The following is a 20,004-nucleotide window of genomic DNA, read 5'->3' on the forward strand; positions in this document are numbered from 1 at the left end:
AAGGAGTTTACTCGTTATAAGGGAATAATTTGGGGGAAGTTACATGATTCAAAGTAAACTATATAAAGGGTCTTACCTTGTGCTAGGACTCGCGACGCTTTTGACTGCATGCGGCGGCAGTGGTGGAGGGAGCAGCAGTTCCGTAGCTCCACCTGCACCAATTCCTAATACTGCGCCTAGCGTGACTTTATCAGATGTGCCTGCTGAAGTTCGTGAGGGAGATAGTTTGTCTTTTAGTTTTGCGGGAACTGATGCTGAGGGAGATGCGCTGACTTATACGCTCTCGACAATTGCGGGGCCTGATCTTGGCTTGTCGGTTTCAGGCACAGCGGGTTCTGGTATGGCGCCATCGGTGGATGCTGACATGACGGCTACGATTCAAGTGAGGGTGAGTGATGGGCGTTTAAGCGGCACGGCAACTGCAGATGTTGTTATTATCAACAATGCGCCACCTGTCGCGATGCTCTCTGCGACTCCCCTAACAGTTGATGAAGGCCAGCCTATCACATTTGACGCTTCTGCTTCTAACGATTCTGAGGGCGACACGCTAACCTATAGTTATGTTCAAATCGCGGGGCCGGAGTTAAACTTAGAGAGCGCAGCAGAAAGTTTTACTGTAGCTGCGCCCGAAGTTACTGCGGATAGTGTCGTGACACTCGAAGTTCAAGTTAGTGACGGGCGTGATACATCCACAGAACGTGTTGATGTAAATGTGACGAATGTTGAACAGATGCCAAAATTGCAAGTTACTATAGATATAGAGCGTAGCCTATCAATAGAAGGAGAGTTGTTTGGCATTGCGGGTTTTGTAAATCCAAATGATATGGGACTGTTAGCTGTCACAGACATTGATGGCGGTCTCGTTGGATTGCGTTCTATTGAAGTTGGTAGTGATACAGAATTTGATGAGGGGGTTAATCAGCTTGTAACCCCTCAATTTCAGCGGGGTTCACGCCCGAGGGAAACTGTATTGAGCGATACTTTTTTAATTATAGAATCAGATGGCGTCACAGTTTTGCAACAAGATGCTTCAAACGCCGATGCGGTTCTAAATGTTGCTGGAAAGCTAGACGTAGAAGAACCATGCACTGCGGAGCTAACGATCCAACGATCAAGTGCAGGAAGTTTTCTTATTATAGGCCGCAAAGGTGGTGTTAGTTTGTATGCTTATAATAGAGGCAGTGAGAGCCTATTTGATTTTGATACATTAGCACTTCTCGATAGTGTTGACGACGGTAATGATTACTGCGCGCTATCGACAGGAGGATCCACCAATTTTAGTGACGGAGGTGGCTCAACACCCGGGTTCTTTCTGGGTTTTGATAGCGACAGTTTCGATATTCAGAGGTTTGAGATAACTGATGATGGTGCGGGCGGCATAACACTTGAGATGGAGCGACGTTTTGCAAACCCAGACCTTCCTGTTGATAACCGTAGTTTTGTTCGCGGATTCAGGCGGCCAGGATTTTTTAATACTCTCGGTGTTATTGTTGCGGATGAATATCGCGAAGGTAATCATAGCATACAATATATCATAGAAAGGCCGAACTCTGATGATATTGGAGTGTTTACAGGGAATTGGACTTTAGGAAAACCTACGGATTTAACCTTTGTTGAATTTGATGATGAGATAACAGTAAATCCAGATGGCAGCACCACTTCATCAACGGGTGATGTTTATATGTTCATCACCACGCCAGATACACCTCAATCTGTCGCCTTTCGCGAACCTGAAAACCGCAATGTAGCAAATGGTCCATTGGAAGTCTCTTATCTAGAGGTTGGGTTAGGGGCCTCCATAGCCTATGGCACGCGCTCAGCGGCGAACGACACGTCCGATAATGGTTTCGATGGTCTAATTCTTGGTTATCCCGAGAAGCGTGAAATTAAGCGTTTTGATACATCTGATGTTGTAGAGTAAATTATGAAAAATGCCGTTATATTAGGGGCCTCAGGTTATACGGGCGCGGAAGCTGTGCGCCTTATTATGGGTCATCCCAAGCTAAACCTTGTTGGACTGACGGGGCATAGTAAGGCGGGGCAGGCTTATGGGGAGATATATCCTAATTATCGTCATCTAGATTTGCCGGATGTTGTAACTGCTGGTGAGATTGACTGGACAAACGTTGATGTAGCTTTTGCGTGCCTACCACATGGTGCGAGCCAAGAAACCATTGCAGGGGTGATTGATAATGTGGACACAATTGTCGATCTTTCGGCGGATTTTAGGCTTAAAGATCCTGCGCTTTATCAGGCGACTTATGGTAGGCCTCACGGGTTTCACGATTTATTGGGTCAGGCGGTTTATGGTCTTACTGAATATGCGCGGCAGGATTTAAGCGGGGCAGGGCTTGTCGCGTGCCCTGGTTGCTACCCGACCTGCACACTTTTGGCGCTTTTGCCCGCGATTGATGCAGACATGATTGACGTGACCAATATCATTATTGATGCCAAATCAGGCGTGACAGGGGCTGGTCGTAAGGCATTGGCATCATTGAGTTATTCCGAAGTATCAGATGGCGCGCATGCTTATAGTGTTGGTACCCACCGCCATGCGCCTGAAATTGATCAAATGATAACCCATGTTTCAGGTATTGAAGCTGAGGTTAGTTTTACGCCGCACCTTATTCCGATGAATCGCGGAATGATTGCGACTTGCTATGTAGAGCTTGGTGATGGCGTTGCGGTCGATGATATTCGAGCAGTCTATGTGGATCGTTATGAAAATGAACCTTTTGTGCATGTTGAGGCCGAAGGTGTTATTCCGCAGACTCGGCATATACGTGCCAGTAATCATTGCCGTATTGGTATATTTGCGGACCGACGAAAAGGCCGCGCGATCATTATTAGTGTCATTGATAATTTAACAAAGGGCTCATCAGGCCAAGCACTACAAAATTATAATGCGACACAAGGTTGGGATGAGACATTAGGCTTAAAAGTACAGCCCGTCTTTCCTTAGCTGTTCTCAAGCTGATTTTTTAGGTGACCTTTGCCGCAAATTCGCCCATATCCTAGCTTTAACATAAGTCATTACACGGAGGCCGTTATGACACACTCAAAACTCGCAACTTTATCGCTTGTATTGGCGGCGGCCTCACTATCTGCGTGTAGCACAGTTAAGATGCCCAACCTTGATTTTTTAAAGTCTTCAGAGTTTGAAGAGGATGCAAAAAATATTGGTGATTATCCAGAACCCGCTGATGCGCCAACGGCGCCTGATGATGTTCGCTCCGCAGCCCTTTGGGACATTGAAGCCAAGAAAATGATCAAAGAACGGGATAGCTTCAATTCTGCGGCTGTAAATATGACGGGGCCTGCAAAAACAGAAGCTGAATTAGAGCGTGAATTAGCGGCCTTAAGAGCTAAAGCGCGCGCTTATCAAGCTGACGACCCTAAATAAAGAGGGCTAACATGTCTGAATTAGAGCCCGAGCGTGAAGAGTTTTACCGTATAAAACGCCTCCCGCCCTATGTTTTTGCCGAGGTCAATAAACTCAAAGCAAAGCTGCGTAAGGACGGTATGGATATTATTGATTTCGGCTTTGGAAATCCTGATAGTCCTACGCCGCCGCATATTATTGAGAAGCTTATCGAAACTGTCCAAAAACCCCGCACCACGGGATACTCTGTCTCGCGCGGCATCACGGGGCTCCGGCAAGCTGCGGCACGCTACTATAAACGACGCTTCGATGTTGATTTAAACCCTGAAGACGAGATTATTGCAACAATTGGGTCCAAAGAAGGTTTTGCAAATCTTGCGCAAGCTATCACAGCGCCCGGCGATGTTATTTTTGCGCCCGATCCTTCATACCCATTACACGCTTATGGTTTTATTATATGCGGCGGCGTAATTAAGCCTATTGCTGCGATTACCGCCGACGAATATTTAGAGGGTGTCAAACAGGCCTTAGCCGAAGCAGATAAGCCGCCACTCGCCATAGTCGTTTGTTTTCCCTCTAATCCGACAGGGCACATGGCAACGCTTGACTTTTATCGTGAAATCGTTGCGATAGCGAAGAAACACGATATTATTTTGCTGTCTGATTTGGCCTATTCTGAGATTTATTTCGGTGATCCTCCTCCCTCTATCTTCCAAGTTGAAGGCGCTAAAGATGTGGCGATTGAGACCATATCATTATCTAAAACCTACGCTATGGCAGGATGGCGAATGGGCTTTGTGGTTGGCGCAAAACATTTAATTTTCGCTCTGGCAAGGGTGAAGTCCTATCTTGATTATGGAGCTTTTACGCCTATCCAAGTTGCGGCTTGTGCTGCTCTGGATGGACCGCAAGATTGTGTGGAAGACTTCCGGGAACTTTATAAAAGTCGGCGTGATATTCTCGTCGAGAGTTTTGGTCGTGCGGGGTGGGACATTCCACCGCCCGAAGCAGGAATGTTCATTTGGGCACCGCTGCCTAAAGGCTTTGAGCATATGGGCTCCTTGGAGTTTTCAAAGCGCCTGATGGAGGAGGCGGGTGTCGCTGTCTCTCCCGGCAACGGATTTGGTGAAAATGGTGAAGGTTACGTTCGAATTGGTCTTGTCGAAAATGACCAACGTATTCGTCAGGCTGCACGAAACGTTAAACAATTTATATCATCACAAACTCGCGAATTATCAGATTAGTTAGCTGTTGATCGGTGGCTATGATAACAAGCGCGGGAATCAATCAGGTTTAAGGTAAGCACATGTCGAATATCGGATTCAATGCAGGATTAGCTCTTCAGGCTGCGTTAGTGACAGAGAAGGCGGCTATTGCAGCCTCACACTTGGCAGGACGCGGCGACGAAAAAGCTGCAGATCAAGCAGCTGTCGATGCAATGCGTACCATGCTCAATGCTATGGATATTCGCGGTCGCATAGTTATTGGTGAAGGCGAGCGTGATGAAGCGCCTATGCTTTATATTGGTGAAGAGGTTGGCAAGGGTAAGGGGCCTGAGATTGATATTGCTCTCGATCCACTTGAAGGCACAACGCTCACCGCTAAAAATATGGCGAATGCTTTAGCCGTAATGGCCTTTGCTCCGCGCGGTGGGTTACTCTACGCGCCTGATACATATATGGACAAGATCGCCATTGGACCCGGTTACGCGCCAGGTCTTGTGGATTTAGATAAATCACCTGCAGATAATGTTAAAGCGCTCGCCAAGGCAAAAGGTGTGAAACCGTCAGACATAACAGTCTGCGTTATGGATCGTGCACGTCATGCTGAAATCATTGCAGAACTTCGCTCGATTGACGCAAGCATATCTCTTATTACCGATGGTGATGTCCAAGGCGTAATTGCAACAACTGAGCCTGAGACACAGATTGATATTTATATAGGGCAGGGCGGCGCACCTGAAGGTGTCCTTGCCGCCGCAGCTCTGCGATGTGTAGGTGGTCAAATGCAGGGACGATTGCATTTCCGAAATGATGATGAAGTTGCCCGTGCCCGGCGCGTTGGAATCGATAAATTAGATACAAAGTATGATTTGGACGGTCTCGCCGCTGGGCCGACGATTTTTTCAGCCACGGGCGTAACGCAAGGAAGCTTGCTTGATGGCGTCAAAGTCAGGGGAGATCGTGTTCATACGCATACGCTTATTATGAACTCTGTTGACGGTTCCATTCAGCGCTTGCGCTCAGACAGGCCCGTTTAACATAAATGGTGGCGTTTCTCGATGTCGAGACGTCTTGCCGTGGATTGCGTTGGCAAGCTCGTTGCGAAGATGAAGCGGCTATCACTCAATTAGAACAACTCAAATCACTTGATAACTTATCGGCTAGGCTCTTAGCGGGAAGGGGCATAACCCCGGATATTGCGGATGAGTTTTTGAGTCCAACTTTGCGCGGCTCTATGCCGGATCCGTCCTCGCTTCAGGATATGGATAAAGCAGCCAAGCTGATTTTGGACGCTATTGAGGCGAAACAAAAAATTACAGTCTTTGCAGATTATGATGTGGATGGGGGCAGCTCTGCTGCCCAGCTTATAAAGTGGGGGCGAGCATTTGGTGTCGAGATAGGGCTCTACGTTCCGGACCGAGTTAAAGAGGGTTACGGCCCGTCTGTAGAGGCTTTCGAGCGGCTAAAAGCAGACGGAAATGACCTCGTCATAACCGTTGATTGTGGAGCCGCGGCCCAGAGCGCTTTAGAGGCGGCTAAAAATTTGGAACTGCCTATAATTGTTATTGATCATCACCTCATGCAGGGTGCTTTGCCGCCTTGTGCTGCACTGGTGAATCCCAACCGTGAAGATGATACGTCTGGCTTGGGGCATTTGGCTGCGGCTGGCGTTACCTTTATGACTTTGGTCGCTCTGAACCGCGAAGCGCGCCGGCGTGGTTTAGAAAATACGCCTAATATCATGAAATTATTGGGATTATCAGCCATTGGAACCGTTTGTGATGTTGTATCTCTGAAAGGGCTTAATCGCACCATCGTGAGTCAGGGCCTGAAAGTCTTATCTCAAGATGAAAATATTGGTATTCGGGCGTTGTCAGACGTAGCAGGAACTGCCCCACCTTACACAACATATCATTGCGGCTTTATTTTAGGCCCCCGAATCAATGCTGGTGGCCGTATTGGTAAGGCTGAAATGGGTGCTGAGATGCTATCAACAGAAAATGCACAACTTGCCTATGCTCATGCTGCTGAGCTTGACAGAGTTAATACGGAACGTAAGGCGCTTCAAAAGCAAATAGTCAACGAGGCTTTGGAGGAGGCTGATAAGCTTGCGAATGAAAACTCGGTTATGATTGTGAGTATGGATGGGTGGCACCCTGGCGTCATAGGTATCGTAGCAGGGCGTCTCAAAGATCGATTTGACAAGCCAGCCATCGTGATAGGCTTGAATGAAGAAGGCCTTGGGAAAGGATCCGGTCGGTCCATGCCGGGCGTGAATTTGGGCGATGCTATTACTAAAGCCAAAGAAGCCGGACTTCTCATTAGCGGGGGAGGTCATGCCATGGCGGGTGGATTGACGGTTGAAGCAGAAAAAATAGAAGCGCTCACAGAGTTTCTTAATAGAGTTTTAGCTGATGATGTAGCTGAAGCTCGTAAGAATTTATCTCTCAAAATCGACTCACTTCTAGCTCTGGGTGCCGCTAGTCAGTCTACAATAGACCGTATTGCACAAGTTGCCCCTTATGGTGCTGGTAACCCTCAGCCCGTCTTTGCGTTTTCAGACCTGCGTATATCTTATGCGGAACGTGTAAAAGGGGGGCATGTTCGCTGTGCTTTTGAAGACGGAGTTGGGGGGCGCATTAGCGGTATATGTTTTCGCGCGGATGAAACAGGACTGGACGAAGTTCTTCTGTCCCCTAATGCACCCCGTGTCCATGTGGCGGGTCGTCTTAAGGCTGACAGCTGGAAAGGGCGCAATAGAGTTGATTTGCAGGTCGTGGACATAGCGATTGCATAAAATAATGCTTCAAAACTTCCCAAAATAATGAAAAAGCCTCTTGCAAGGCTGTGAAGTGCTATATATATCGCGGCTCACAGTTGATGCGGTCCCTTCGTCTATCGGTTAGGACGCCAGGTTTTCAACCTGGAAAGAGGGGTTCGATTCCCCTAGGGACTGCCAACTGATTTACCTATAAAATAGCCCTTGGACAAACGCCGCGTTTTAGGTAAGTGAACCTCATGAAACGCTTACTAATCATAACACTTTTTGTTGCTCTTTTCACTGCGCCAGCATTCGCCCAAACGTCAAAAGACGATGTTGTGGATTTTGGTGAGCCCGTTCCTTTAAAGATTGTGTCTGAAGATTCGACGCATACCTTTTCTATTGAACGCGCCGTATCATTGGATCAACAAGCAAGAGGCATGATGTTTCGGGAGAGTATGGAGCCCGACTCAGGTATGCTGTTTGAGTTTGATCAGCCGAAAATTGCGACTATTTGGATGAAAAATACGCCTCTGCCGCTTGATATTCTCTTTGTCCGTTCAAATGGTAAGATTCTTAAAATTGAGCATATGGCACAGCCTTATAAACTTCGCAGTGCCTCATCCGAGGCCATCGTGGCAGCCGTATTGGAATTGCAGGGCGGCAGAAGTAAAGAGCTAGGCATTATGCCTGGTGATTTGGTTCAACATGAATTTTTTGGCACAGAAGCTAAATAACGGGCTTGCCTTTTGATTCCAGTTGGTTATGAAGCCCAAGCCTTAGTCGGGGCGTAGCGCAGCCTGGTAGCGCACCTGTTTTGGGAACAGGGGGTCGCAAGTTCGAATCTTGCCGCCCCGACCATTGGCTTAATCATCACATTACTGTCATTCTTAGCTATGGTAAGGCTTTGATAACTATGAGTCCTTAAACCAAAAGTGCAATTTGTGGATTGGGGAATCGAATGACAGCAACTAACCTATTAAAGAGGGCGCAAGTTCAGCCTGTATCAAAGGCGTATAAGCGCATTGAAATTGGTCGCGTCTTGACGGTGGGTTCGGCAGTCGCTGTTATGTCCATAAACAAATCCATAATCCGGAATGGGCAGCTTAATATGGCCCAAATCGGAACTATATTGAAAATTATAACTACCAAATCAATCGTGGTTGCTATGGTAGGGTCGCTTCGTATCGGGGCTGCAGATGATGAAGGTATGGGAGATGGCTGTATCGCCAATCTTAATATCCTTGGTGAGATCACAACGAATCCAACAACTAAAGAGACGAAGTTTTTCCGGGGCGTAAGATCATTCCCTGTCTTGAATGAAGCTATTTACAACATGTCGCCTGATGATTTGCGGCTTATCTTCAATAAAGAAAACGCTCCGTGTATCGAAGTTGGGCGTTTGCAACAGGATAATTCTATCGTTGCAAAAGTCAGAACGAATGATTTGTTATCAAAGCATTTTGCAATTATTGGATCTACAGGTTCTGGTAAATCTTGTACCGTTGCGTTGGTCCTACAGGCCATATTAAGAGAAAACAGCATGGCACATGTTGTGCTCTTTGACCCTCATAACGAATATTCAAAAAGCTTTGGCAATATGGCCGAGGTTATTAGTAATGATTCGCTCGATATTCCGCTTTGGATGTTTGATTTTGTCGAAACAACTGAGCTGTTGACCAGCGATATTGAGGATCATGCCCGCGAGGAAACGGAAGTCCTTCATGACATCTTATTAAAAGCTAAGCGGCTTTATGACCGATCTATGCAGAAAAATGATACGTCGTCTCACACAAAAATGGATGATGTCGAAGCAGAATTGCAGCGTGCCACTCACATAACGCTGGATTCTCCCGTGCCTTATCGGATTAGAGATGTTATTAAGCTGCTGGACCATTCAATGGGTAAACTTGAGAATAACTCCAACCTAGGGCCATATAAGCGGCTAAAGCGGCGTATTCAGATGCTTATGGCGGATCCGCGCTACCAATTTATCTTTCGTAACCAAGCAGCTCCTTTACCCATCGAAAATCTGGTGGGACGAATTTTCCGAATTCCGGTTGCGGGCAAACCCATCTCTATTTTGGATTTCTCAGGTATTCCGTCAGAGGCCTTGAACGTTGTCGTTTCTGTTGTGGCGCGGCTGGCTTTTGAACTCGCGACTTGGTCCGAGCGGCGTATTCCCGTACTCTTGGTTTGTGAGGAAGCTCACAGATATATTCCGGCGGATAAGAGCCTTGGTTTCCATTCCACGCGGCGTATTATTGGCCGTATTGCTAAAGAGGGCCGTAAGTATGGTGTGTCACTGGGCATTATATCTCAGCGCCCTTCAGAGCTAGAGGCTTCCACGCTTTCTCAGTGCTCAACTATCTTCTCAATGCGCTTGTCTAATGAGTTAGATCAGAATTTTGTCAGAGCCGCGGTGCCAGATGGGGCCGCCGAGTTACTGTCATTTTTGCCATCCCTTGGCACAGCCGAAACAATGGTATTTGGCGAATCTGTAAATCTGCCCATGCGCGTTATCCTGAACACACTTGAAGAAGAATATCGGCCGCATAGTTCATCAGCTGAGTTTACAGACCTTTGGAATCGTCCCGATGCGACGCCGCAATTTATGGAAACTGTGTATGGTCGTTGGCGCTCGCGCAGTATGAATAAAAAAGACGTTCCGACTGAAGCTATTGCGGCGCCTCAAAGAACGGTTCAGACAGCAAGGCACAGTTTCCGGCAACAGTCAGCTGTTGCACCTGCTACATCAAGGCAATCACCACCTAGAGCGCCTCAAAACCCTGTCACCGCGTCAACTGCTCAGATGCGCCAGCGTTTACAGAATGCAGCCTCTAAATCCTCGAGCCTGTCAGATGTGAAATCCATGCTAAATACGGCCTTTAATCGAGATATGTAATTTACAGCGGCGCTGTCTCGGGCTAATGCGTTGCTAAATTCGATCTGGAGAGTCACATGTTGGCTAAAATCTATCAACCTTCACCGTCAGCCATGACATCAGGCCGTGCTAAGCGGCATTGGGTTCTTGAATTTGTAAGTAAGTCGTCAGGCGTGATAGATCCTCTTACAGGCACCAAGCGCTCTACAGATGTTAGGTCACAACTTGATCTTAAATTTGAAACGCTTGAAGCAGCTGTGGCTTATGCGAAAGCTAATAATATTCCTCACCAAGTCGTTCAAAGCCAAACTATGAAACGCATTCCAAGATCATATGCAGATAATTTTGCTTTTGACAGAAAGTTGCCTTGGACGCATTAAGCCTTTTTGGGGGTCCGTAGCTCAACTGGATAGAGCAGCCGCCTTCTAAGCGGCAGGTTGCAGGTTCGAGTCCTGCCGGGCCTGCCACCCCCTTATAATATTTGTGCCTTACCGCCTGACAACCCAAGGTACGCTATTTAAAATGCGCGTCCATGAATTCGAGAAAAGCAGGCCAGTCTTCTTTGACAACGCCGTGAGTACCTGGGCGTATCCAAAATGCCAAATCGTTTTGAGGCATAAATTCTGTAAGTTTCGTTTGTTCTAAGCCTTGCGCCCCATAGAGTTCGTAAACTGGGCTTGCACCTTGCGCGGCTCTGAACGCACCTTCTGGGTCAGACCATACATCTCGCTTTGCGTTACCAAGCAGAATAGGTCTTGGCGCAATAAGGCCCAACAATTGATGCTGATCAACTGTTAGATTTTGTTCGGCATAACCGGGCGTGAACCAGTGCGGATAATTTTCCGTGATGTCTTTTACGGTCTCGCCTTTTTTATTACGGGAGAGCGAAGCCCCGCCGGTTCCGGATTGATGAGCGATCACGCCGTCTATTGTTTCATCAAATGCGGCTGCGACTAAGGCGGCTTTTCCGTATCTGGAATGTCCGAAACTAATTGTCTCTGAAAATCGCTCATCGGATTTGAGAAAATTTGAAAGCGTTGAGAATTGAAAGGCCCAAGCTCCCACTGCGCCCCAAGGCTGAGCGGAAGAGGGAGCCTCTTGCCGAAACGGTTCAAACCCGGCGGCATCATCCGGATAATTGGCCGGAGGGTAAATAACGGCCAAAGCATAGCCGCGATCCATTATCATATTTATGGGAGGGGTCGTTATGTAACGTCCGAAAAAATATGTGAATACTCCCGACATCATACTGTCACCGCTACATTCAAAATGGTCATTTTTAGGTTTGGAGATTCCATCAATGGGGACAACATTATGATTTGGGCAAAAATTCTCCATCATAATAATTGGAACTGGTTTTGCGGCATTTTTTGGCATCAAAAGGACTGCATTATAGGTCAAACCACGAGGGGCATTGAGCGTGATTTCTTGGATGTTAGCTTTATAGCTATGGCCAGAAATTTCACGCGACTCAATCAGAGTTGTGTTAAATGCATTGGGTAAAATTCCGTAAACCTCTTTCTCAAAGACTGAACGGATTAGCGGCTTGTTCTTTTCCCAGTCTTTTACTGTTGATGAGGCAATCTTAGGAGTGGCTTCCTGCCCCACGGGTTTTGATGGAGCCGTCATCATCAGAGTTCGCGTTCCCGCGCATGATGATAATGCGGCAAATGTCAAAATAGCGGCTATAGCCAACCACACACGTTTCATTTTAAGAAATCTCATTAAGGGCCTGTTCTATATCGTTTTTTAAGTCTTCCATGGCTTCCAAGCCGCAGGCAAAACGAACCAACGGCCCGCCTAAGGACGCGCTTACACTTCGTTTTAATTGAGGATCACAATGAATTGCCAAGCTTTCAAACCCGCCGTAAGAGTACCCAATTCCAAAAAGCTTGAGCGCATTTATAAAGGCTAAAATATCTGTCTCGTGACAAGGTTTCATAACAACGCTAAAGATACAGCCCCCGCCTGTGAAATCGCGTTTCCAGAAGGCATGATCGGGATGGGTCTCATGTGCAGGGTGTAGAACTTGCTGTACTTTGGAGTGCGTACCTAGCCAATTCGCTAAGGCTAAACTGGTGGCTTCTTGCTGGCGAAATCTTGGCACAACTGTTCGAAAGCCGCGCAATATTTGATAAACATCATCCGGAGAACAAGCATTACCAAGATGTTTGGCTGTTAATGCCACTTGCTTGGCGAGCTTCTCTGTACGGCTCACCGCCGCGCCGCTCATTATGTCGCTATGACCTCCAAAATACTTAGTCGCGGCATGGCAGCTTATATCAACGCCAAGCTTGAGAGGGTTTAGCGATAATCCAGCGGACCATGTATTATCTATAATTGTCGTGACGCCATGCGCTTGTGCGGCTTTGGTAATGGCGGGAATATCCTGAATTTCAAAGGTGAGGGAGCCAGGGCTTTCCATTATGATGACTGACGTGTTGGGGCGAAGTAGGTTTTCAATATCTGCGCCTATGCGAGGATTATACATCTCCGTCTCAATACCCATTTTTTTCAAGTGACCGTCGCAAAAATATCGTGTTGGGCCATAAGATGAATCTGTCAGCAGAATATGATCGCCTGTCTTGATTTGGGAAAGTATGGGGTAGGTACAGGCCGCGAGGCCTGAGGGAAATAAAGAGGTGCCTGCGCCGCCTTCCAGAAGGTTGAAAGCCTCTTTTAAGGTATCATGAACGGCGCTGCCATGCCGCCCATAACCGCGTATATCAGAGCGGTATAAATCCTCGGCTCTGTCAAATAGTAATGTCGAAGCACGTGTTATGTCTGGATTAACGGCTGTGCCCATTCCTGCTTTCGGGCGTGAAATATGCGTAAAGTGTGTTTCTTTTTCCATCTTAAATCTCTATCGGGGCATCGCTTGCACCCCATTCTGCCCATGAACCGTCATATAAACTTATCTCTTTCGCCCCCAAGGAGTGAAGAACAAAAGCAACTCCGGCGGCTGTAATGCCGGACCCACAGCTCGTGATAATAGGCTTTTCTAAGTTAATCCCAGCTTGGCCTACAATAGTCGCAAGCTCGTGTATGGGTTTAAAAAAACCGTCACTTGTTTTTAAAGTGCCAAATGGAAGAGAAAAACTTCCGGGTATGCGGCCTGAACGTAAACCTTCTCGCGGTTCCGGGCTTGTGCCTAGGAAACGGCCTGATGGGCGAGCGTCTACGATTTGAATCTCTGTACCTATGGCAGATAGCAGACAGTTTTTATCTGTAACTTCTATATGTGGAACACCTGTTTTAAATTCACTTTTATTCTGTGGTTCTAATGGAGACTTGTGGATGATATGATCTGCTTTAATCCAAGCCGGCAATCCGCCATCCAATATAGAAACCCTGCTGTGTCCGAAAGTCATGAATGTCCACCAGACACGCGGACTGGAAAACAGGCCATGGCGGTCATAACAAATGACATGGTCTGAGTTATTAATGCCTATATTCGAGACACCTGCGGCAAAGTTTTTAGCGGAAGGCAACATATGTTTCATATCACTTTTAAGATCAGCTATAGCGTCAATGTCAAATATCTGGGCGCCCGGAATGAAACCCATGGCCAAGCTTTGAGCCTCGTTAGGAAGTACCCATGTCCCATCAAGTATTTTTATATCTTTACGAGACAGATTATCAGCAAGCCAGTCTGCAGTAACTAGCAAATCCATGGCGGAACCGGCAGCCCTTTTTCTCGCAAGAATTCAGGGTTGTAAACTTTGGATTGATAACGCTGTCCGTAGTCACAAAGAATAGTGACAATGGTATGTCCCGGACCCATTTCGCGCGCCATTCGAATAGCGCCCGCAATGTTGATTCCTGAAGATCCACCCAAACAAATTCCTTCAAGCTGGTTGAGTTCAAATATTACCTCGAGAGCTTCTTTGTCGGACACTTGGTAAGCCTTATCGACAATGATATCCTTCAGATTCTCTGTTATGCGACCTTGCCCAATACCTTCAGTAATTGATCCGCCTTCGGCTTTGAGTGTACCGTCACTGAAGTAACTGAACATTTTAGAGCCAAATGGATCCGCAACGCCGATTTGTATTTTAGGATTGCGCGCTTTGAGTGCCAATGAGACGCCGCCCAGGGTTCCGCCGGACCCGACAGCGCAAATAAACCCATCGACTTTGCCGTCGGTTTGCTCAAATATCTCCGGACCAGTTGTTTGAACATGAGCATCACGATTGGCTGTATTGTCAAATTGATTCGCCCAAATTGCACTGGGTGTCTCTTGGGCAAGGCGTTCGGAATAATGCACATAGTTGTTGGGATTTGCATAAGGCACGGCATCAACCTCAATCAGCTCAGCTCCGAGTAATTTAACGGCATCTTTCTTTTCCTGGCTTTGGGTGCGCGGCATAACAATTTTACAGCGGTAGCCTAAGGTAGAGCAAACCATAGCAAGGCCAATACCCGTGTTGCCAGCCGTGCCTTCGACGACAACGCCGCCGGGTTGTAGGGACCCATCCGCCTCAGCAGCGCGAATAATACCTAGCGCAGCGCGGTCTTTGACGGATTGCCCAGGGTTCAGGAACTCGGCTTTACCCAATATTTCACATCCTGTTAGCTTAGACGCTTCGTTTAAGCGTAAGAGCGGTGTATTGCCGATGAGGTCGAGTACGGATGTTGCAGCCACTTTAGTCTCCATTAGTCTTTGTAGTGAGGCTAATGGTTAGAAATTATATCGCAACATAATTTGAGCGTTGCAGTGTGAAATAGCGTGTTTTTTCTGTTACAACTATGTTAGTGCGCAGAAAACTCAAGGACTGCATGATATGACTAAAGCCAATGCCACAATTTCTATGCCTCTTCCGGGTGGCGGTACTTATGAAATTGGCAATGATAAGCCTTTAACGATCCTTGCAGGGCCCTGCGCTATGGAAAATCGTGATCATGCTTTGATGACGGCTGAACGCCTTAAGAAAATTGGCGAAAATGTCGGCCTGAATATTGTTTATAAATCTTCATATGACAAAGCAAACCGGACAAGCATCCATTCGCCTCGCGGCATAGGTCTTGAAAAAGCTCTCCCGATATTTGAAGAAATACGCGAACAGATAGGTTTGCCCTGTTTGACAGATACGCACACGGCTGAGCAAGCTGAAGCCGTTGGCAGCGTCGTTGATATGCTTCAAATACCCGCCTTTCTGTGTCGTCAGACCGATTTACTAGTAGCGGCGGCCAAAACGGGCAAAGTCATCAATGTCAAAAAGGGACAGTTTCTTGCGCCGGAAGATATGGGTAATGTTCTCAATAAAGTGGTTGAGGGCGGAAACCCTAATGTTATGGCGTGTGAGCGCGGTGCAAGCTTTGGTTATAACACCCTTGTGACGGATTTTCGCGGGATCAGTACTATGAAAACCTTTGGATCGCCCGTTGTCTTTGACGCGACTCATTCTGTTCAGCAGCCGGGGGGACAAGGCGCGACCAGTGGGGGACGCCGCGAATTTGTCCCGACATTGGCACGTGCGGCGGCGTCAATTGGTGTCGCGGCAATTTTCATGGAAACACATCCAGAACCCTCAAAAGCTCCATCCGATGGGCCTAATATGATACCCATGGATCAGTTCGAAGAATTGCTACAAGATATAAAGCGTTTTGATCAGTTATCGAAGCAATATCCGCTTAGTCCTTTATCGGCGTAACCGGACTTTCTTTAATCTCAATGACTTCAAATTCATCAAGCTTAGCGGCGCGGCGCGGTAGGGTGCCATTCTCTAACAGGCTTTGAACGCGCTTTTCAGCATTAACGCGCAGGTCCTCATAAAATAAATTAGATGGCAAAGTTCTAAACTTTCCTCCGACCTTTAAGGGTCTACGAAGCGAGCGCGTCTTGGGCTTGTCAACGAAAAGTATTCCGTCTTCACATTGTGCCCCGACTTGTTTTTTCATCGCGGCCGGCTTCATATCAGGATCAAGCCCCTCAGCAGCGACGCCGCCCAAATGAAGACGCTGCGGCGCGTAATCTTCGGACCTGTTCCATAGAAGAGGATTATTACAGAGCAGACGTCGGCCTTCTACTGAGACGTAATCATTGCCATCATGCACCAAAAGGCGTGAGACAAAACGCTTCGCTATAACGTCATCACCCGGCATGAACGCCCCAAAGGCATTTATGCAATTTGTGTCATCAGGTCTTTCGCAAGGCAACAAACCATTCAAAGTGGTTTCAAAAAGATCAAGTGGAAGCGGATAGTCGATAACATAAGCAGCTGCCAGACGCGCTTTCAGCTCACCCTGAAAGAAATCCGCTAAGAGACGCTGCACGTGACTCGCGCCTTGATTATGACCGACGAGAACAATGGGGCGTTCGGGTGGAGAGCTTTTGAGGAACACCTCAAAGGCGCGCTTGACATCTTGATAGGCAAAATTCTGTGCTTTGCGGGCATCTTCTCTGGCCGTCATAAAGCTGTAGAGTGATGCCTGGCGATAATAAGGCGCGAAAAGACGGCCCGCACTACCATAAGGTGCGACATAATTAGGCCGTACAATACGCTGTAATTTACTTTTACGTTTCAGATCATCTGATCTCAAAACCCAATGTTTTCCGCCGCGATAAACACTTGGAACGACCACAAAAACATCACCAGCACTTGGATGATTGAATGGATCTTGGGTTAGATCAGGTTGCGCGAGCCAGGCCTCGGCGGTGCTGTAATCGGGCGCTATGGGTTTGGTATAAGTTTGAAAAGGCTGTCGTGGGTCTTGGATAGTTTGAAATATGTCATCGCGGTAAAGATATATGACAGCGAGACTCATGAGGAATACAATTAACCCCAATAAGAGAAAAGGCTTCTCAATCTTTATTTTGCCGTTTTTGGTCATATCATCGCCAATAATTATATTTTATAGCTAAGGATATTCGTGCGTTTCGTATAGGGTGGAAAGCCGCCCATGACGTGTTTTTAATGGATCAGCCCATGACCGATGAAGAGTTTGAAGCCGCCAAGCGTGAGAGTACATCTCGCTTTAAATTAGTGCGTTGGATCAGGAACCGCTTTTTTACAGGGGTGATTATTGCCCTGCCTGTAATTGCAACAGTCATAGGCGTTTCGTGGATTGTGCAAAAAATAGACAATAACGTCCTGAAATTTCTGCCAGGTATTATAAACCCGAAGACCTATTTGGGATTTGACATTCCGGGGTTGGGCCTCATTATTTCGATTGTACTTCTTTTCTTATTGGGGGTTATCGCCTCCAACTTTATTGGAAATTCTGTTATTAAAGCTGGAGAGCGGCTTTTGGCACGTGTGCCTGTGGTATCACCCGTTTATAATGCTCTCAAGCAAATCGTTACGACTGTGGCTCAACAAAAAGACCGTGCGTTTCGAGATGTATGCTTGCTCGAATATCCGCGTAAAGGGCTTTATGCGGTTGGCTTCGTCACTGCAGATTTGTCAGGTGCTCCTGCGGAAAAACTCCCCAAAGGCTATGTCTGTGTATTTGTACCCACTACGCCAAACCCAACCTCAGGCTTTTTACTTTTTGTCAAAGAAACAGATATTCAAATTCTGGATATGACGCCGGAGGAGGGAGCTAAGATGATTATTTCAGGGGGTATGGTGTCATCAAACGAGGCTCTCTATGCAGATGATCCTGAAATGCAAAAGCTTTTAGCAAAACAAGGCAAGCTGAAAGTCACCCCGCCTTCATAAGAGCTATCCCAAAATCTTGTTCAAACAGATAGAGCAGGTTCCTAGCGGCTTTACCGCGCGGTGTTGTGAGACCAGGATCTATCTGTGAGAGTAATCTTGCGTCCTGAACAGCAGTTTCTAACAGTGATTTATGTTTATCCAAATCAGCGAGTTTGTAATTGGGAAGACCGCTTTGCCGCGCCCCTAACAAATCGCCCGAACCGCGCAGCTCCCAATCTTTTTCAGCAATAAGGAAGCCATCTTCACTTTGCCGCATGATTTCTAGCCGAGCTTTTCCATTAACAGAAAGCGGTCCTTTATACATAAGAAGGCACGTTGATTGCTTGTCCCCGCGCCCCACGCGACCTCTTAATTGATGAAGTTGCGCCAGTCCAAAGCGCTCCGCATGCTCTATCACCATTATCGTGGCATTTGGAGCATCAACGCCGACCTCAATGACGGTTGTGGCCACAAGGATATCATAGTCACCGCGTTTAAAGGCCTGCGACATCGCCTCTTTATCTTGTGCGGATAAGCGCCCATGCAGCAAGCCAACGCGATCACCAAAAATAGCTGTTAATTGACGGTGGCGATCTTCGACGGATGAGAGATCAATAAGTTCGCTATCCTCCACCAAAGGACAGACCCAATAAACTTGATCCCCTTTTTTTATAGCGCGACCCACGCCGTCAATAACATCATCAAGGCGCTGCAGAGGCAATATACGCGTTTCAATCGGCTTTCGTCCCGCGGGCTTTTCGTCCAGTTTTGAGACATCTAAATCCCCATAAGCCGTAAGGGCAAGCGTTCTGGGAATAGGAGTCGCAGTCATAACCAAGAGGTCTGGATTGTATCCTTTCTCCGTAAGCTTTAAGCGGTCATGCACACCAAAACGGTGCTGTTCATCAATAATAACAAGGCCGAGGTCTTTAAATTCGACGGACTCTTGGAACAGGGCATGGGTCCCTATAGCAACATCAATATATCCTTCTTTGAGTCCCGTCGCCAAAGCTTGACGGGGCTTGCCTTTATCGCGGCCCGTTATCGCTTCCACGGTTAGGCCGACAGGTTCCAACATAGTTTTGAGAGTTTGTGCATGTTGACGGGCTAAGATTTCAGTGGGGGCCATCATCGCAACTTGCGCGCCAGCTTCTGCCGCTTGTGCGCAAGCCATAGCGGCAACAAATGTCTTGCCGGCTCCGACATCGCCCTGAAGCAGACGTGCCATACGAAAAGGCGATGTCATATCAGCGCTTATTTCAGCAAAGGCGTGCCGCTGCGCACCTGTTGGCTCAAAGGGGGCGGCTTTGAGTAAATCATCGACATATTGGCCTGCCGCAATAAGGGGGCGCCCTTTGGCACGGCGAGTGTTTTCCCTAACCAGTGCCATGGCGAGTTGCTTGGCCAGAAGTTCATCATATGCTAACCTCAGACGCGGCGGAGCATCAACTTTAATATCAACCGGGTGTTCTGGTGCGTGAAGGCGTATTATGGCTTCATGAAAACTCGGCCAATCCTGTTGGGACAGCATGGCATCATCAAGCCATTCCGGCAGGGTCGGTAATTTTTGTAGTGCGCCCATGACAGCTTTGCGCGCCACCTTTTGAGATAATCCTGCTGATAGCGGATAAAGCGTTTCGTAAAGCGGGAGGTCATCTGCGTTCTCAGGTGAAAGAATATAATCCGGATGCGTCATTTGCAGCTCCGCATTAAACACCTCCGTTTTCCCAGAGATAATACGTTCTGCGCCTTCGGGGAGTACTCGCCTGAGATAGTCACCACGGGCCTTGAAAAAAGTAAGTGTCATATCCCCTGTCTCATCAAAAACACGAATACGGTAAGGGCGATTGCGGTTGCTTGGGGCTATATGAGTGCCGACAGTCACTCTGAAAGTGCACATTTCGTCTGTTGTTGCCTCAGATATTTTGGGACTGTGACTGCGATCAATTAGGCCGTTGGGCGGGGTCAGGAGTAAGTCTTTAATGCGTGTTCCCATAGCGCGTCCCAAGGCCTCAGAGACGCGGGGCCCGACACCTTTTAACGTCGTAACATCTGCAAAAACAGGAAAGAGGGCTTGAGGGCGCATAAATGTAATATTTCCTAAGTTTTGC

At 47.5% G+C, this 20,004-nt stretch carries 17 protein-coding genes and 3 tRNA genes; 14 read left to right on the top strand and 6 right to left on the bottom strand.

The window, feature by feature from the left end; genetic code table 11:
* Positions 1-43: 43 nt before the first annotated feature.
* The 12 genes from F569_RS0100390 to F569_RS0100445 all read left to right on the top strand — a co-directional run bounded on the left by F569_RS0100390 (position 44) and on the right by F569_RS0100445 (position 10,717).
* Complete coding sequence (locus F569_RS0100390) at positions 44-1,921, top strand: Ig-like domain-containing protein (RefSeq protein WP_026940555.1); 1,878 nt, start codon at positions 44-46, stop codon at positions 1,919-1,921.
* 3 nt (positions 1,922-1,924) lie between these two features.
* A complete protein-coding gene (gene argC / locus F569_RS0100395; protein ID WP_026940556.1) occupies positions 1,925-2,962 on the top strand; it encodes an N-acetyl-gamma-glutamyl-phosphate reductase in 1,038 nt (345 codons plus the stop codon).
* Positions 2,963-3,049: 87 nt separating this feature from the next.
* On the top strand, positions 3,050-3,403 hold the full coding sequence (locus tag F569_RS0100400) for a hypothetical protein (protein ID WP_154813593.1): 354 nt from the start codon (positions 3,050-3,052) through the stop codon (positions 3,401-3,403).
* Between the two features lie 11 nt (positions 3,404-3,414).
* A complete protein-coding gene (locus F569_RS0100405; RefSeq protein ID WP_026940558.1) occupies positions 3,415-4,626 on the top strand; it encodes an LL-diaminopimelate aminotransferase in 1,212 nt (403 codons plus the stop codon).
* 62 nt (positions 4,627-4,688) lie between these two features.
* Positions 4,689-5,642: a class II fructose-bisphosphatase gene (gene glpX, locus F569_RS0100410; RefSeq protein ID WP_026940559.1), complete on the top strand. Its 954-nt coding sequence runs from the start codon at positions 4,689-4,691 to the stop codon at positions 5,640-5,642.
* A 5-nt stretch (positions 5,643-5,647) separates the two neighbouring features.
* Positions 5,648-7,402, top strand: coding sequence for a single-stranded-DNA-specific exonuclease RecJ (recJ, locus tag F569_RS0100415; protein WP_026940560.1), 1,755 nt, complete (start codon positions 5,648-5,650; stop codon positions 7,400-7,402).
* Between the two features lie 87 nt (positions 7,403-7,489).
* A tRNA-Glu gene (locus F569_RS0100420) sits at positions 7,490-7,564 on the top strand.
* Between the two features lie 59 nt (positions 7,565-7,623).
* Positions 7,624-8,103, top strand: a complete 480-nt coding sequence (locus F569_RS0100425; RefSeq protein ID WP_034386974.1) for a DUF192 domain-containing protein — start codon at positions 7,624-7,626, stop codon at positions 8,101-8,103.
* Between the two features lie 47 nt (positions 8,104-8,150).
* Positions 8,151-8,227 (top strand) — tRNA-Pro (locus tag F569_RS0100430).
* Positions 8,228-8,327: 100 nt separating this feature from the next.
* Entirely contained in the window at positions 8,328-10,271 is a 1,944-nt protein-coding gene (locus F569_RS15780; protein WP_051279021.1) for an ATP-binding protein, read from the top strand.
* Between the two features lie 56 nt (positions 10,272-10,327).
* Complete coding sequence (locus F569_RS0100440; RefSeq protein WP_026940562.1) at positions 10,328-10,630, top strand: NADH dehydrogenase ubiquinone Fe-S protein 4; 303 nt, start codon at positions 10,328-10,330, stop codon at positions 10,628-10,630.
* A 10-nt stretch (positions 10,631-10,640) separates the two neighbouring features.
* A tRNA-Arg gene (locus F569_RS0100445) sits at positions 10,641-10,717 on the top strand.
* Between the two features lie 46 nt (positions 10,718-10,763).
* Here F569_RS0100445 and F569_RS15785 read toward each other — a convergent pair.
* Genes F569_RS15785 through F569_RS0100465 form a run of 4 tightly spaced genes read right to left on the bottom strand, consistent with a single transcriptional unit; the run spans position 10,764 to position 14,895 of the window.
* Complete coding sequence (locus tag F569_RS15785; protein WP_051279023.1) at positions 10,764-11,975, bottom strand: glucuronyl esterase domain-containing protein; 1,212 nt, start codon at positions 11,973-11,975, stop codon at positions 10,764-10,766.
* Entirely contained in the window at positions 11,962-13,104 is a 1,143-nt protein-coding gene (metC, locus tag F569_RS15790; RefSeq protein WP_034386977.1) for a cystathionine beta-lyase, read from the bottom strand. Before metC ends, F569_RS15785 begins: the two co-directional genes overlap by 14 nt.
* Before the next feature lies 1 nt (position 13,105).
* Positions 13,106-13,924: a 3-mercaptopyruvate sulfurtransferase gene (gene sseA, locus F569_RS0100460; protein ID WP_026940563.1), complete on the bottom strand. Its 819-nt coding sequence runs from the start codon at positions 13,922-13,924 to the stop codon at positions 13,106-13,108.
* The gene (locus F569_RS0100465; protein WP_026940564.1) at positions 13,912-14,895 is read right to left on the bottom strand and encodes a cysteine synthase A; all 984 of its coding nucleotides are present in this window, start codon (positions 14,893-14,895) and stop codon (positions 13,912-13,914) included. Before F569_RS0100465 ends, sseA begins: the two co-directional genes overlap by 13 nt.
* Before the next feature lie 139 nt (positions 14,896-15,034).
* Between F569_RS0100465 and kdsA the strand changes: the two genes are divergently transcribed.
* Positions 15,035-15,904: a 3-deoxy-8-phosphooctulonate synthase gene (kdsA, locus tag F569_RS0100470; protein ID WP_026940565.1), complete on the top strand. Its 870-nt coding sequence runs from the start codon at positions 15,035-15,037 to the stop codon at positions 15,902-15,904.
* Here the strand turns inward: kdsA and F569_RS15795 are convergent.
* Complete coding sequence (locus F569_RS15795; RefSeq protein WP_051279025.1) at positions 15,885-17,084, bottom strand: DUF3089 domain-containing protein; 1,200 nt, start codon at positions 17,082-17,084, stop codon at positions 15,885-15,887. The genes kdsA and F569_RS15795 overlap by 20 nt on opposite strands.
* 95 nt (positions 17,085-17,179) lie before the next feature.
* Between F569_RS15795 and F569_RS15800 the strand changes: the two genes are divergently transcribed.
* Complete coding sequence (locus tag F569_RS15800; RefSeq protein ID WP_162143704.1) at positions 17,180-17,914, top strand: DUF502 domain-containing protein; 735 nt, start codon at positions 17,180-17,182, stop codon at positions 17,912-17,914.
* Here F569_RS15800 and recG read toward each other — a convergent pair.
* Entirely contained in the window at positions 17,898-19,979 is a 2,082-nt protein-coding gene (recG, locus tag F569_RS0100485; RefSeq protein WP_026940566.1) for an ATP-dependent DNA helicase RecG, read from the bottom strand. The genes F569_RS15800 and recG overlap by 17 nt on opposite strands.
* Positions 19,980-20,004 lie beyond the last annotated feature (25 nt).

Origin of the sequence: Hellea balneolensis DSM 19091 (assembly GCF_000428525.1) — a bacterium.
Taxonomy (GTDB): domain Bacteria; phylum Pseudomonadota; class Alphaproteobacteria; order Caulobacterales; family Maricaulaceae; genus Hellea; species Hellea balneolensis.